The 14,604-nt window shown below is 67.5% G+C and carries 9 protein-coding genes; 5 read left to right on the top strand and 4 right to left on the bottom strand.

Annotation, left to right across the window (positions count from 1 at the left end):
• Positions 1 to 5: 5 nt before the first annotated feature.
• The gene (locus PHLH3_RS19125; RefSeq protein WP_111263128.1) at positions 6 to 1,421 is read right to left on the bottom strand and encodes an HlyD family type I secretion periplasmic adaptor subunit; all 1,416 of its coding nucleotides are present in this window, start codon (positions 1,419 to 1,421) and stop codon (positions 6 to 8) included.
• Positions 1,422 to 1,424: 3 nt separating this feature from the next.
• Complete coding sequence (locus PHLH3_RS19120; RefSeq protein ID WP_213625387.1) at positions 1,425 to 3,563, bottom strand: type I secretion system permease/ATPase; 2,139 nt, start codon at positions 3,561 to 3,563, stop codon at positions 1,425 to 1,427.
• 310 nt (positions 3,564 to 3,873) lie between these two features.
• Here PHLH3_RS19120 and PHLH3_RS19115 point away from each other — a divergent pair, with 310 nt between their 5' ends.
• A complete protein-coding gene (locus PHLH3_RS19115) occupies positions 3,874 to 7,341 on the top strand; it encodes a response regulator (RefSeq protein ID WP_213625386.1) in 3,468 nt (1,155 codons plus the stop codon).
• A gap of 51 nt (positions 7,342 to 7,392) precedes the next feature.
• A complete protein-coding gene (locus PHLH3_RS19110) occupies positions 7,393 to 8,010 on the top strand; it encodes a hypothetical protein (protein WP_213625385.1) in 618 nt (205 codons plus the stop codon).
• Positions 8,011 to 8,019: 9 nt separating this feature from the next.
• Here PHLH3_RS19110 and PHLH3_RS19105 read toward each other — a convergent pair whose 3' ends face one another.
• Both PHLH3_RS19105 and PHLH3_RS19100 read right to left on the bottom strand, forming a co-directional pair.
• Positions 8,020 to 10,701: a hypothetical protein gene (locus tag PHLH3_RS19105; RefSeq protein ID WP_213625384.1), complete on the bottom strand. Its 2,682-nt coding sequence runs from the start codon at positions 10,699 to 10,701 to the stop codon at positions 8,020 to 8,022.
• A 150-nt stretch (positions 10,702 to 10,851) separates the two neighbouring features.
• Positions 10,852 to 12,087 carry an MFS transporter gene (locus PHLH3_RS19100; protein WP_244862913.1) on the bottom strand — a complete coding sequence of 412 codons (1,236 nt, stop codon included), beginning with the start codon at positions 12,085 to 12,087 and terminating at the stop codon, positions 10,852 to 10,854.
• 181 nt (positions 12,088 to 12,268) lie between these two features.
• On the opposite strand from PHLH3_RS19100, the gene PHLH3_RS19095 reads away from it, so the two are divergent.
• The 3 genes from PHLH3_RS19095 to PHLH3_RS19085 all read left to right on the top strand — a co-directional run bounded on the left by PHLH3_RS19095 (position 12,269) and on the right by PHLH3_RS19085 (position 14,395).
• Complete coding sequence (locus tag PHLH3_RS19095) at positions 12,269 to 13,156, top strand: LysR family transcriptional regulator (protein ID WP_173179383.1); 888 nt, start codon at positions 12,269 to 12,271, stop codon at positions 13,154 to 13,156.
• 267 nt (positions 13,157 to 13,423) lie between these two features.
• On the top strand, positions 13,424 to 13,720 hold the full coding sequence (locus tag PHLH3_RS19090; protein ID WP_173179385.1) for an antibiotic biosynthesis monooxygenase family protein: 297 nt from the start codon (positions 13,424 to 13,426) through the stop codon (positions 13,718 to 13,720).
• A 156-nt stretch (positions 13,721 to 13,876) separates the two neighbouring features.
• Positions 13,877 to 14,395 (top strand): ankyrin repeat domain-containing protein, encoded by a 519-nt coding sequence (locus tag PHLH3_RS19085; protein ID WP_213625382.1) that lies wholly within the window; start codon positions 13,877 to 13,879, stop codon positions 14,393 to 14,395.
• Positions 14,396 to 14,604: the final 209 nt, after the last annotated feature.

The following is a 14,604-nucleotide window of genomic DNA, read 5'->3' as shown; positions in this document are numbered from 1 at the left end:
TGGTGTCACCGCTCCCCCAAACTCTCATCCTGATATTCCTTCAACGGACTCAGGAAATAATCGATCACCTTTCGCTTGTCCGTCTTCACTTCCGCCCGCACGGCCATGCCGGGGGAGAGTTCGATGCGGTTGTCGCCGACCTGGATGCTGTTTTCCTTGAGCAGGATGCGGGTGCTGTAGACCAGGCCGCGTTTTTCGTCGTCGATGGCGTCGTTGGAGATGCTTTGCACGGTGCCGTGCACCACGCCGTATTTGGTGAAGGTGAAGGTCTCGACCTTGATTTCCACCTCCTGGCCGGGGTGGACGAAGCCGATGTCCTTGTTCTCCAGCATGGCTTCCACTTCCACCGGCTGGTCGCTGGGCACGATGACCATCAGCGGCTGGGCTTCGGTGACCACGCCGCCGTTGGTGTGGATGGCCAGTTGCTGCACGGTGCCGTCCACCGGGGCGGTGAGGCGCATCAGGCGGTCGCGCTGTTCGGCTTTCTTCAGTTCCTGGGCGAGGGAGGCCGCGCGCTGTTCGGATTCGTGCTGCAGGTCGAGCATGGCGCGGCGGGTTTGCGCCAGCACGGTGTTGCGCTGGCGTTCGGCGGCGCTGCGGGCGGCGGTGAGTTCGATGACGCGGGCCTGCTGGATGGCAAGTTCGCGCTCCTGGTCGAGGCGTGCCTGTTCCTTCTCCAGGTAGGCGTGCTTGGCCACGTAGGCCTTGTCCAGCAGGCGCTTGTAGTCGGCGGAGAGCTGGCGGGTGATGGGCAGGGATTCCTCCAGCTTGGCCACCCAGGCCTTGGCCGCCTGGATCTCGGCGACGCGCTGGTCGATCTCGGCGTCGGCCTGGTCGAGGGTGCTGCGCAGTTCCAGGTACTGGCCCTGCAGCCAGCGCTGGGCGGCCAGTTGCTGCTCGGGGCTGGCTTCGGGGATCAGTGCGGCGAGGGAGGTGGGTTCGCCGCCGTCCTGGATGGCGTCGAGCAGGGCACGGGCGCGGGCGCTGTCCACCTGGGCGGCGAGCAGGTCGCTCTTCAGGCGGTCGACGTCGGCGCCGGTGATCTGCGCGTCGAGGTCCACCAGCAGGTCGCCGGCCTTGACCTTCTGCCCGTCGTAGACGTGGATCGCCTTGACCACCGCCACCTCGCTGGGCTGGATGATCTTGGTCTTGCCGCTGGGCACGATCTTGCCGGTGGCGGTGGCCACCACGTCGATCTCGCCGACGCAGGCCCAGACCAGCGCGAGCGCGGCGAAGGCGATGATCGCCCACTGGATGTAGCGCGGCGCCGGGTGCGGCGGCTGCTCCTGCAGGGCCAGGGCGGCGGGGAGGAATTGCACCTCGTGGCTCAGGCGCTGCGGTGCGTCCATGGCCTTGCGGTGGCGCCAGGCGTGACGCCAGGCGGTGCGGTAACGGTTGATCAGTTCGCGTTTGGCGCCCATGGCTTACCCCTGCTGCAGTCGGTGCAGGCGCGAGTAATGCCCGGCCTGGTGGGTGAGCAGTTCGGCGTGGGTGCCCTGCTCGACGATCTGCCCGCGGTCCATCACCACGATGCGGTTGGCATCGCGAACGGCAGAGAGGCGGTGGGCGATGATGATCACCGTGCGGCCCCGGCAGATGTCCTTCATGTTCTGCTGGATGATGCGTTCGGACTCGTAGTCCAGCGCACTGGTGGCCTCGTCGAAGATGAGGATGCGCGGGTTGCCGATCAGCGCCCGGGCGATGGCCACGCGCTGGCGTTGGCCGCCGGAGAGCGAGGCGCCGTGCTCGCCCACCACCGTGTCGTAGCCCTCGGGCAGTTCGAGGATGAACTCGTGGGCGCCGGCCAGCTTGGCCGCCTGCATCACCACCTCGATGGGCGCACCCGGGTCGGTGAGGGCGATGTTCTCGCGGATGCTGCGGGCGAACAGCATGTTGTCCTGCAGCACCACGCCTATCTGCCGGCGCAGCGAGGACACGTCCGCCAGCGCCAGGTCCATGCCGTCCACCAGCACCCGCCCGCGCTCGGGCGTGTAGAGGCGTTGCAGCAGGCGGGTGAGGGTGCTCTTGCCGGAGCCGGAGCGGCCGACCACGCCTATCACCTCGCCGGCCTGGATGCTCAGGCTCACCCCGCGCAGTACCTCGGAACCGTCCGGGCGGTAGCGGAAGTGCACCTGGTCGAACTCGACGTTGCCACGGATCGGCGGCAGCGCGCTGCGTGCTGCCTGGGACAGCTCGGTGCGGGTGTTGAGGATGTCCCCAAGGCGCTGCACCGAGACACCGGTCTGCTGGAAGTTGGTCCACAGCTGAGCCAGGCGCATGATCGGCTGCGACACCCGCCCGGCCAGCATGTTGAAGGCGATCAACTGGCCGACGCTGAGGTCGCCGTCGATCACCAGCCGTGCACCCAGCCACAGGGTCGCCACGGTCACCAGCTTGCCCACCAGCCCCACGCCCTCGTTGGCGATGGTCGACAGCGTCTGGGTCTTGAAGCTGGCCGCCACGTAGCCGGCCAGCTGGTTGTCCCACTTGCGGTTGATCTGCGGTTCCACCGCCATCGCCTTGAGCGTGTCGATGCCATTGACCGTCTCCACCAGGAAGGCCTGGTTCTCCGCACCGCGGGCGAAGCTCTCGTTGATCCGCGCGCGCAGCATCGGCGTGATGATCAGCGAGATGAGGAAATACAGCGGCAGCGACAGCAGCACCACTAGCGTCAGCCAGCCGCTGTAGAAGAACATCACGGCGATGAACACCACCGAGAACAGCACGTCGAGGATCAGGGTGATGGCGTTGCCGGTGAGGAAGCTGCGGATGTTCTCCAGCTCGCGCACCCGCGCCACCGAGTCGCCCACCCGGCGCGCCTGGAAGTAGGCCAGCGGCAGCGTCACCAGGTGGCGGAACAGGCGCGAGCCCAGCTCCACGTCTATGCGGCTGGCGGTGTGGGCGAACACATAGCTGCGCAGGCCCGACAGCGCCGTCTCGAAGAGCATGATGCCGAGCAGGCCGATGGCGATCACATCCAGCGTGGAAAGGCCTCGGTGCACCAGCACCTTGTCCATCACCACCTGGAAGAACAGCGGCGTCAGCAACGCGAAGATCTGCAGCACGAAGGACACCAGCAGCACTTCGCCCAGCAGCTTGCGGTACTTGACGATGGCGGGGATGAACCAGGTGAAGTCGAACTTCGCCAGCTCGCCGGCCAGGGACGCCTCGGAGCGGATCAGGATCAGCTCGCCGCTCCAGCGCTCGGCCAGGCCTTCGAACTCCAGCACTTCCGGGCGTTGCGCACGCGGGTCGTGGATCAGCGCCTTGCCGTCGTCCAGCCGCGCGATGATGAAGAAGCTGCCGTCGCGGTCACAGGCGATGGCCGGCAGCGGCGTGCGCTCCAGCCGGGCGATGGTGCTGCGTGCCGGGCGGGCCTTGAGGCCGAGCTTCTTGGCGGCGAGCAGCAGCTCGGCCTTGCCGAAGGGGCGGCCGTCTTCGGCGAATTCGTGGGCGAGTTGTTCGGGGGAGGCGGCGACGTTATGGAAACGCGCGAGCATGACCAGGCACGCGAGGCCCGCGTCGAGCCCTTGCCCTGGCTCGTGAGGGTTGCTGTCCTGCATCGGGAGTCCGTCCTTGGTGGTGGCATAGCGCCATGTAATGCGCGCGTCATTCTGCCAATGCGCGGCCAAGCCGCAAAGCAGGCAGTTGATGAGCGGTTCTCATTCTGCGTGGCGAAAGTCCGAGAGGCCCGGGTTTGACCGCGCGGATGGCGGCGTCATGCCATCTTTCCCGGGCGAAACGGGCACAACTAGCTACATTTTCCTCAGGCAGCGCTTGGCGCTGCGCACCACAGCCCAGCGGTCACCAGGGAATCGGCGATGCGTTGGGTGCCCGTCTACGGGTCTTGCGCATCCATTCCAGGGACAGCCGATGAACGCCACCGCCAGCATCGACGAAAGAAGTTTCCGCCGCATCCTCTCCCGCAATGTGGCCCTGCCGATCGGCATCGGCGTGCTCGGCGCCGCGCTGTTCATCGCCCTGATCGGCTACCTGCTGTACGTGCTGAGCTGGGTCGAGCACACCGATATGGTCATGGGCAAGGCCAACGAGGGCTTTCGCTACACGCTGGATCGTGAGTCGAGCCTGCGCGGTTACCTGATCGCCGGGGAGGACGAGTTCCTCGACCCCTTCGAAGAGGCCACGCCGCGCCTGGAGTCGCGGATGTCGGAGCTGGCCGAGCTGGTCAGGGACAATTCCGTCCAGCTGGAAAAGTTGCGCCGCATCCAGGCCATGCAGGAGCGCTGGGGCACCTTCGCCCAGGAGATGATCGAGCGCCGCCGTGCCAACCAGGACATCACCACCGCCGTGCGCGAGAAGCGCGGCAAGCAGTTGGTGGATGGCATCCGCCGGACCTTCGCCGATTTCATTGCCGCCGAGCAGCAACTGCGCCATGAGCGCAATGAGCGGGCGAGCAACACCGCCCTCTTCACCGTCGTCGCCTATCTGCTGTTCAGCTTCGGTTTCAGCGGCTTGCTGGCGTTCGTCGGTCGACGCGAGCTGCTGGGCCTTTCGAGCACCTACGGCGCCACGCTGGAACGCCAGCTCGCCGACAACCAGAAACTGCAGCAGCAGGCCTGGCTGCGCGAAGGACAATCGCGCTTGGCCGAGAGCATCATCGGCCAGCAGTCGGCCGGCAGCATCGGGCGTGCGGTGCTGGATTTTCTCGCCCAGTACCTGGGCATGGTGGTGGGGGCGCTCTACGTGCGCCAGGAGAATGGCGAGCTGCGCCGCGTGGCGGACTATGGCTTTTCACCCGAGGAGCAGGCCCGTGAGCAGGCCTTCGCCGATGGCGCCGGGCTGGTCGGGCAGGTGGCTGTGGAGCGCCGTTCCCGGGTGCTGGAGGGGCTGGCGCCGAGCTACCTCAAGGTCAATTCCGGGCTGGGCAACGACGCTCCGCTCTCGGTGATGCTCGCGCCCACGGCCACCGAGGGCAGCGTCAACGGCATCGTCGAGCTGGGTTTTCTGCGGCCGCTGGATGAGCGTGACCAGGCTTTTCTCGACGCCATTGGCGGCAGCCTCGGGGCTTCCCTCGAGGCCGCGCGCTATCGCCAGCGCCTGCACGATGTGCTCACCGAGACGCAGCAACTCAACGAGGAGCTGCAGGTGCAGCAGGAGGAGCTGCGTACCGCCAACGAGGAGCTGGAGGACCAGTCGCGGCTGATCCGCGAATCCCAGGCCAGCCTGGAGACGCAGCAGGCCGAGCTGGAACAGACCAACGAGCAGCTCAACGAGAAGACCCTGCGCCTGGTGGAGCAGCGCGACGCGCTGGATGAGCGCAACCACGCCCTCGACCAGGCCCGCAGGGAGCTGGAGAAACGGGCCGATGAACTGCAGCGGGCCAGCCGCTACAAGTCGGAGTTCCTCGCCAACATGTCCCACGAGTTGCGCACGCCGCTGAACAGCTCGCTGATCCTCTCCAAGCTGCTGGCGGAGAACCGCAAGGGCAACCTCGACGGGCAGCAGGTGAAATACGCCGAGCTGATCTACTCCTCCGGCACCGACCTGCTGAAGCTGATCAACGACATCCTCGACATCGCCAAGGTCGAGGCCGGGCGCCTGGAGATACGCCCGGAACAGACCGAGCTGGCGCGCATGGTGGAGAACCTGGAGAGCCTCTTCCGGCCGCAGGCGACGGAGAAGCAGCTGGAGTTCCAGGTGCAGGTGGATGCCGCCGCGCCCCGGCAGTTCTTCAGCGACAGCCAGCGGGTGGAGCAGATCCTCAAGAACCTGCTCTCCAACGCCTTCAAGTTCACCCACGAGGGCAGCGTGCGCCTGCGCGTGCGCCCGGCGGAGGGCGGCATCGCCTTCGATGTCGCCGACACCGGCATCGGCATCAGCCAGGAACAGCAGAACTTCATCTTCGAGGCCTTCCGCCAGGCCGACGGCACCACCAACCGGCGCTTCGGCGGCACCGGCCTGGGCCTGTCGATCTCGCGCAACCTGGCGCAGATGCTCGGTGGCAGCATCGTGCTGCGCAGCGAGCCGGGGCAGGGCAGCCTGTTCACCCTCTGGTTGCCGGAGAGCTACCAGGCCGAGGAGACGGCCCCCGAGCCCGTCGAACCCGCCCCCTTGCCCGAGCCGACGCCGGCCCCGGACGAGGAGCAGCCGGAGGTGCCGGCCTTCCCCGACGACCGCGGCCTGGCCGACCAGGGCGGGCGCTGCGTGCTGGTGATCGAGGACGAGCCCAAGTTCGCGCAGATCCTCTACGACCTGGCCCATGAGCTCGGCTACCGTTGCCTGGTGGCCCAGAGCGCCGGGGAGGGCCTGCGCCTGGCGGGCGCACACGGGCCGGATGCCATCCTCCTCGACATGCGCCTGCCGGATGATTCCGGCCTCTCGGTGCTGCAACGGCTCAAGGACGATCCGCACACCCGGCACATACCGGTGCACATCGTCTCCACCGACGACCGCACCGAGCCCGCGCTGCACCTGGGCGCCATCGGCTATGCGCAGAAGCCCACCACCCGCGAGCTGCTGGTGGACGTCTTCTCGCGCCTGGAGGCCAAGCTCACGCAGAAGGTCAAGCGCGTGCTGGTGGTCGAGGGCGACGCCTCGCAGCGCGACAGCATCGCCCGCCTGGTGGGCGACGAGGACATCCAGGTGGTCGCCGCCGAACGGGGCGAGGAGGCCCTGGAGCAACTGCGCGACACCCAGTTCGACTGCATGATCATCGACCTCAAGCTGCCCGACATGCACGGCAACGAGCTGCTCAAGCGCATGGCCGCCGAAGACCTCGGCACCTTCCCGCCGGTGATCGTCTACAGCTCGCGCAACCTCACCCGTGACGAGGAAGAGGACCTGCTCAGGCATTCGCGCTCGATCATCATCAAGGGCGCGCGCTCGCCCGAGCGCCTGCTGGACGAGGTCACGCTGTTCCTGCACAAGGTCGAATCATCGCTTTCCAGCGAACGCCAACGGATGCTGCAAACCGCGCGCAACCGCGACAAGGTGTTCGAGAAGCGCAAAGTGCTGGTGGTGGACGACGACGTGCGCAACATCTTCGCCCTCATCAGCGCGCTGGACGAGAAGGGCGCCCAGGTGGTGACCGCGCGCAACGGCCAGGAGGCCATCGACAAGCTCGACGAGAACCCCGACATCGACCTGGTGCTGATGGACGTGATGATGCCGGTGATGGATGGCTACGAGGCCACCCGGCGCATCCGCGAGGAGCCGCGCTGGGCCAGGCTGCCGATCATCGCCGTCACCGCCAAGGCGATGAAGGACGACCAGGAGCTGTGCATGAAGGCCGGCGCCAGCGATTACCTGGCCAAGCCCATCGACCTGGAGCGCCTGTTCTCGCTGATCCGCGTGTGGCTGCCGCAGCTGGAGCGCTTCTGAATGTTTTCAGCGACCTCGATCGGGCGCTGACGATAGAGCAGGGAGGTCATCATGGTCGATCATGTGAATGCGGTATCCGGGTTGCGCTGGCAGCCCTACCGGGGCGAGTCGGTCCGCAATTGCGCAGCCTGTACCGCTGCCGGGGCCGTCAACCTGACGCTTGGGCACTCGAGCATTTCTTCCTCCCATGTCGCCCAGGCCCGCAACACCGGGGATTGCCAGACGACCATGGGGCCCGATACCAAGGCCCAGGCCATTGCGATCGCCGACTACGTCGCCGTCAACGCCGGCCGAAAGGCCATTCACTCGGGTGATTCCCTCGATCGCACCGATGCCGAGGCGTGGATGCGAGGCCAGCCGGAGAAGACCGTTTTCGCGGTGCTGGCGTCGGGTTTCGTTCCTCATGACAGTGAGAACAAGTGCCATTGGCTGAACGCGATACTGGCCGGGGGAACGCTCCGCTATTTCGACTTCCAGACCATGCGGCCGAGCCGGTTGGGGGGTGACTTCGTCGGTAGCCGCAATCCCTCGACCTCGACCGCGCCCTTCGTCGGCGTGATCACCCAGTCGCAGAACGATGCCAACCACTGGCAGATGCACAGCGCCCAGCAACCGGGCTCTTTCGATGGCTCGGTGAAGCTGACGGTCATCGCCTTCCCGCCAGCCTGACGGCTCCGCTTACCCTCGATCATCAGCCTTGCGATTCAGGCGCACGCCGCGCGGCGGCTTGGCCAGGTAGCTCCACAGGGCATTGGCGATGGCGTTTTGGTTGAGGCCGTCGCCGAACAGTTGCTGGCCGATGCACAGGCCGAGCTGGCGGTAGCTCTCGAACTGGGCTTCGTCGAAGAACTGGTCGGCGGTGCTCTGGTTGGGGAACACCGGGTTGGCGCGGGCGTAGTTGAGCACGTCCACCGGCAGCGACTCGATCAGCCGTGGCTTGAGCAGGAGGATGCGGCTGGTGAGAACGCGCGGGGCGTCGGCATCGTCGCGTTCGCCGCTGCTGAACACGTTGAGCAGCATGGCGCAGTGGCGATCGGTGGGCTTAGGCGGCTGGCGGAAGCCCTCGAGGCTGGCGAACACCCGGGACAGCAGCGGGTGGTCGAGCACGTCGTTGTCTTCCTCGATCTCCAGGGCGTGGTCGATGCGCGACAGGCGGATGAGGTTGGCCAGGTCGTCGAAGCGGTACTCCGGGTCGCAGCCGCAGTCGCACATGACGATCAGCTCGATGTCGCGCTCCGGGCGTACCAGTTCGTAGGTGGCGGTGTTCTCGAAGTGGCCGCCGTCGGTGAGGTAGAGCTTGTCGCGGCGGTGCCCGTGGAAGTGCGCGGTGAGTTCGTAGAACAGGTAGGTCTGCGCCGGCAGCCAGCGCGACAGGCGCTCGGAGTTCTTCGACGGGCCGGCCTGGCGCGGCGGGAAGTTGCTCTGCCACCAGGTGCCCAGGCGCACGTTGGCCAGGCCCAGGGCCAGGGAGGTGCCCAGGCTGGTGGCGCGGCCCAGGCCGGTGCTGAAGGCGGCGCCGGAGGTGGCCACCCACTGGCCGAGGGACAGCGGCTGGTTGATCTCGCCCTTGCCGCTGGGCGCGATGCGCACCTTGCGCTCGCCGTCGAGGATGAAGCTCACCGCCTCGGCATCCGTGTTGCCTGGGGCGTACCAGTAGGGCGCCACGCACAGCGGCTTGCCCTTGCGGTCGCGCTGCACCAGTTGCTCTGAGGGGTCGACCGTGAGGTTCATGGTGACGTTGATCAGGTGCAGCGGGCCGGCGGTGCGGGTGCGGTAGTAGCTGTCCAGGGCGATGTCGTCGTGGGACAGGGTCTGCGCCACGCTCATGCGCTTGCGGCTCTGCCGGCTGGGCACGTCGAAGCGCTGGCCGTTGGAGGCGCCTAGGTAGGCACGGGTCAGGCGTGCGGCGTAGAAGGCCTGCAGGGTGGAAAGGTTGATGAAGCCGATGAACTGCCCGGAGACCCAGGCCAGCAGCGCCGCCACGACGGCGAGCCCGGTGAGGCGCTGCAGGGCGAAGGGCGGCATGGCGTCCGGGCCGGGCACCTGGCCGTTCCAGGCCACCCATTGCACCAGCAGGCCCCAGAGCAGGGCGATGCAGACCAGCATGACGATGCCGGCGACCAGGGCGATGACGTCCAGCGGCAGCCTGCTGAGCCAGCTGGGCAGCGGCTTGTCGTCGCTGGCGCGGGCCAGGTGGCGGGCGATCCAGGCCAGCGCCGGCAGCAGCGCGGCGGGGGCGGAGGCCTGCCAGTAGCCCCGGGCGAGCACCACGTAGAGCTCCTGGGCCAGTTGGTGGAGCAGCGCCAGGGCCAGCAGTGCGCCGGTGACGGTGATCGCCTGGCTCAGCGCACGGGTGACCCGCAACCGGTAGTTGCGCACGTTGTTGGCGTCGAGGCCGGCGTCATCGGGGGTCGAGCCGTGGTCCTGGGTGAAGACCAGCGCCGCGCACCAGAGCAGCCCGAGCACGGTGACGATGATGGTCAGCCACAGCAGGATTTCCACCGGGTTGGTGGTGTCGGGCGTGTGCAGTTGCAGGTAGATGGCGGGGATGGCCATGGCGACGACGATCACCACGGCGCACAGGGTCGCCCAGTTGGCCAGGGCCGGGGGCTCGTCCTGGCTCTTGCGCGAGTAGATCAGCCAGTAGGCGAGCATCAGCGGTGCCACGCTGAGCAGCGCCACGCCGCCGGGCACCAGCAGCAGGCTGGCGCAGAGCGGGCCGGTCGGCCAGAGGTGGCAGGCGACTCCCTGGGCGAGGGCGATCAGGGCCAGCACCAGCAGCATCGGCATGCCGATCACGTACTGCACCGAGAGCCAGTTGCGCCAGGTCATCGCCAGGGCATAGATCAGGTCGCCGGCGCCGGTGGGCGTCAGGTAGCGGCCGTTCTCGCGCAGCCAGGCGGTAGGGCCGGCGCCCACCGGGGCGGCCCGGTAGTTGTCGGAGGAGTGGATGCGCCCCGGCGGCTGGTAGCGCATCACCCGGTAGGCCTCGAGGGCGGCCTGGCGGGCCTTTTCCTGCTCGTCGCCATTGACCGGTCGCAGACGCTCGGGCTGGAACAGGCTGGAGAAGAACGAGCCCATGTAGCCGCCGCCGCTGACGGTGGAGAGGTAGTCGAAGCGCGGCAGCAGGTGGGTGTGGGGATCGTCTTCGCCGTTCTTCGGGGGGCGGTTCGCCCCAGGGTCGACGGGCGCGCGGGCCAGGGCCTGGAGCACGCCGAAGCAGAAGGTGGCGCTGCGGATGCCGCCACCGGAGAGGGCCAGGGCCCAGGGGCGTCTTGGCGTCTCGTTGCCGCCATCGAGGCCCAGGGCCTTGCGGCGCCAGGTGATCCGATCCCGTTCCGCCTTGTACTGGTCTTCCATCGCGCCGCTCCCTGGTCGTCATCGCTCGTCGAAGTCCGCCAAGTAAAGCAGGAGTCGGGCCGATTGCCATCATGGCAAGGGTTCGTTCCAGGCCTCCGGCGTGGACCTGTTCAGTCGGACCTCACGGTCGCGGGCGTCACGAAGAATGCGCTATGGCTTGCTCGCACAGGCCGCGCCCTGGGGTTGCCGGGCCAGGTGCAGGGCGATCAGCAGCGCCAGGCCCAGCAGGCCGCCGATGAACAGGCCGATACCGCTCCAGCCGGCGCGGTGCCAGAACAACCCGCCGAGGGTGCCGGCTATCCCCGAGCCCGCGTAGTAGAAGGTCTGGTACAGCGAGGCCGCCTGGCCCTTGGCCTGCACGGCGCGGCGCCCGACCCAGCTGCTGGCCACCGAGTGGGCGCCGAAGAAGCCGAAGGTGAACAGCAGCATGCCCAGCAGGATCAGCGCCAGCGGCTCGAGCAGGGTGAGGCCGAAGCCGGCCAGCATCAGCAGGATCACCACCCAGAGCACCTTCTGCCGGCCGACGCGATCCGCCAGCGAGCCGACCATCGCCGAGCTGTAGGTGCCCGACAGGTAGACGATGGAGAGCATGCCCACCGCCGCCTGGCTGAGGTGGTAGGGCGCATCCAGCAGGTGGAAGCCGATGTAGTTGAAGAAGGTCACCAGGCTGCCCATCAGCAGGAAGGCTTCGAGGAACAGCAGCGGCAGGCGCGCATCGCGAAAATGCAGGGCGAAGCCGCCGAAGAGGTTCTTCGCGGTGATGGGGCGCGCCTGGAAGTGCCGCGACTCGGGCAGCACGCGCCAGAACACCAGGGCGGCGATCAGCGCCAGCGCGCCGATGGTGGCGAGCGTCCAGTGCCAGGAGACGTAGTCGACCATCACCCCCGCCACCAGTCGCCCGCTCATGCCGCCGATGGCGTTGCCACCGATGTACAGCCCGACCGCGAGGCCGGTATGGCGCGGGTCGATCTCCTCGCTCAGGTAGGTCATGGCCACGGCGGTCAGCCCGCTCAGCGACAGCCCCACCAGCACGCGCATGGCCAGCACCATTTCCCAGCTCTGCATGGCCGCGCTGGCGAGGGTGAAGAGCCCGGCGCAGAGCAGCGAGACCACCATCACCGGCTTGCGCCCGAGGGCGTCGGAGAGCGAGCCGGTCAGCAGCAGGCCGCAGGCCAGGGCGAGGGTGGAAACCGACAGGACCATGCTGCTCTGCGTGGCGCTGATGGCGAAGGCCCGGGCCAGCACCGGCATCATCGGTTGCACGCAGTAGAGCAGGGCGAAGGTGGCGAAGCCGCCGCAGAACAGCGCGAGGCTGGTGCGCAGGAAGGCGGGTGTGCCTTTGGCGATATGGCTGGGCAGCGCGGTGTCCTGGGCGGACGCTTTCATCATGCACCTCGGCAGGCGATATCAGGGCCCCGGCGCCTGTCGCGCAGGCGTGTGCCGTCGCACCCGCTGGAGGGGTGGAGTGGCTGGTTCGTTCGGGATATGGGAAAAGCCTATCGGCCGGGACTGATACTTTCCAATATATTGTTCGGCATCTTTGATAGGCAGGACATATCAATCAGTCATGGAACTCCGTCATCTGCGCTACTTCATCGCCGTCGCCGAAGAGCTGCATTTCGGCCGCGCCGCCGAGCTGCTGGGCATCTCCCAGCCACCCCTGAGCCAGCAGATCCAGGCGCTGGAGGAGGAGCTGGGCGCGCGCCTGTTCGAGCGCACCAACCGCCGCGTGGCGCTGACCGAGGCGGGGCGGCTGTTTCTCGTCGAGGCGCGCCAGGTGCTGGCCCAGGTGGGGCAGGCGACCGATGTGGCGCGCAGGGCCCAGCGCGGCGAACTGGGCGAGCTGAAGGTCGGTTTCACCTCGTCGGCGCCCTTCACCTCGATCATTCCCCAGGCCATCTTCCGCTTTCGTCGCACCTACCCCGATGTGCAACTGGAGGTGCACGAGATGGTCAGCCGCGATGTGGTCGAGGCCCTGCTCAACGGGCGCCTGCAGGTGGGGCTGATCCGCCCGCTGCCGTTGCCGGAGTCCCTGGTGGCGGTGGAGCTGTTCCGCGAACCGCTGGTGGCGGTGCTGCACGCCGACCACCCGTTGGCGACGGACCCGGCCTTCGACGCCGGCCTGCATCTGCAGGCGCTGGCAGACGAACCCTTCGTGTACTTCCCGCGTACCGCCGGCACCGGGCTCTACGACCAGTTGATCGCCCTGACCCACGAGATGGGCTTCAGCCCGCGCATCACCCAGGAGTCCCACAGCGCGCTGACCATCATCGGCCTGGTGGCGGCGGGGCTCGGCGTTTCGGTGCTGCCGGCCTCCTTCACCCGCATGCAGTTCGATGGCGTGGTCTATCGCACGCTGCTCGACCCGTCGGCGACCACGGCGGTGTGGTTGGTGCGCCGCAGTGACGAGCGCTCGCCGCTGTCGCGCTCCTTCATCCGGATGCTGACTGCGTGAGATTCGCAGGATCAGGCAAGCATCGCGCAGGAATCGTCTAACCGGAAAAGCCTTTGCGTCCGTAGTCTCTCCCTGTATCGGCGCCCATTACGGGCGCCGCATGCCGAGGTCGAAGGCGATGCGAGAGCCGCAGAGAAGCAACCCACGCAAGGCCGATCGTGCAGCATTGCCGACGGTCTTGTGGCTGCTGGTGCTGACGTCCCTGTTCCTCGCCATGCCGCTGATCGAGGCCTGTGTCCTGGGCCACGTGCAAGAGGAGAGCAGACCATGACCCTGTCCCCAACCTTTACCAGCCTCGCATCCATCCGCGCCCGCAACGGTCGCTCGGAGGAGCTGGGCGAGCGCCTGCTGGCGCTGGTCGAGCCGGCGCGTCGCATTGAGGGCTGCATCAGCCACGAGGTGCTGCGCGCCCCCGACGACCCCGACCTGTGGCTGCTGCAGGGCTGCTGGGCCAACCAGGCGGCGCTGGAGCACTACTGCGATGGCACCTGCGGGCAGTGCCTGGCCGATGTGCTGCAGGGGACGCTGGTGCTCGAAGCCCGCTATTTCACCGACCACGCCTAGCGACAGCGGCGGCGCTGCAATGGCGCATGCGTACCCGCTCGATCCGCAGCGGCTTTCACACCCATAGAGAATCCCTAAGAGCCGCGCCCCGGCTGCTTCCCTATCATCGGCCCCACTGATTTTCGCAGCCGAGCTGCCACTTCGAGGAGAGCCTGAATGAGCGAGCAGAACGCGGCGGTCGTCCTGGATGACGCGACCCTGGAATTTGCCAACAAAGTGTTCGACCTGGCCCGTAACGGCGATGCGCAGGGCCTGGCCGCGCTGCTCGAGCAGGGCCTGCCGGTGGACCTTCGCAACCACAAGGGCGACAGCCTGCTGATGCTGGCCAGCTACCACGGCCACCGGGAGGCTGTGCGGGTGTTGCTGGAGCACGGCGCCGACCCGGACCTGCGCAACAACATCGGACAGACGCCACTCGCCGGTGCCGCCTTCAAGGGCGACCTGGCCATGGTCGAGTTGCTGCTGGCCCACGGCGCCGACGTGGAAGGCCCGACACCCGATGGCAAGACGGTGCTGATGATGGCGGCCATGTTCAACCGCGGCGAAATCATCGACAGCCTGCTGGCCCACGGTGCACGCATCGACGCCACCGATGCGGGTGGTGCCACCGCCCTGTCCGCCGCCCGGCAGATGGGCGCGGCGCAAGCGGTGGAGCGCCTGTCCGCGCGGCATTGATCCATCTGTTGTAGGGGCGAATTCATTCGCCCGCTCTTCCCTGTGGGAGCGGATTCATCCGCGATGGAATTCGTTCCGAGCCTGCCAGCGTGCCCGTAGGTTGGCGCCGAGCGCAGCGAGGCCCAACATCGTGTGGTTCGGGTCTGTTGCGTTGGGCTTCGTGCCTCAGCCCAATCTACGGGGTGCTGTGTTCCCCGGTGGATGAAAAG

It is taken from the genome of Pseudomonas sp. Pc102 (assembly GCF_018408275.1).
Taxonomy (GTDB): Bacteria; Pseudomonadota; Gammaproteobacteria; order Pseudomonadales; family Pseudomonadaceae; genus Metapseudomonas; species Metapseudomonas tohonis.
The sequence above is the reverse complement of the archived record's forward strand: the minus strand, read 5'-3'. Positions and strand labels throughout refer to the sequence as shown.

Excerpts from the sequence above, each read along its gene's own strand:
- PHLH3_RS19125 (WP_111263128.1), bottom strand. The coding sequence starts at position 1,421 with ATGGGCGCCAAACGCGAACTGATCAACCGTTACCGCACCGCCTGGCGT.
- PHLH3_RS19120 (WP_213625387.1), bottom strand. The coding sequence starts at position 3,563 with ATGCAGGACAGCAACCCTCACGAGCCAGGGCAAGGGCTCGACGCGGGC.
- PHLH3_RS19115 (WP_213625386.1), top strand. The coding sequence starts at position 3,874 with ATGAACGCCACCGCCAGCATCGACGAAAGAAGTTTCCGCCGCATCCTC.
- PHLH3_RS19110 (WP_213625385.1), top strand. The coding sequence starts at position 7,393 with ATGGTCGATCATGTGAATGCGGTATCCGGGTTGCGCTGGCAGCCCTAC.
- PHLH3_RS19105 (WP_213625384.1), bottom strand. The coding sequence starts at position 10,701 with ATGGAAGACCAGTACAAGGCGGAACGGGATCGGATCACCTGGCGCCGC.
- PHLH3_RS19100 (WP_244862913.1), bottom strand. The coding sequence starts at position 12,087 with ATGAAAGCGTCCGCCCAGGACACCGCGCTGCCCAGCCATATCGCCAAA.
- PHLH3_RS19095 (WP_173179383.1), top strand. The coding sequence starts at position 12,269 with ATGGAACTCCGTCATCTGCGCTACTTCATCGCCGTCGCCGAAGAGCTG.
- PHLH3_RS19090 (WP_173179385.1), top strand. The coding sequence starts at position 13,424 with ATGACCCTGTCCCCAACCTTTACCAGCCTCGCATCCATCCGCGCCCGC.
- PHLH3_RS19085 (WP_213625382.1), top strand. The coding sequence starts at position 13,877 with ATGAGCGAGCAGAACGCGGCGGTCGTCCTGGATGACGCGACCCTGGAA.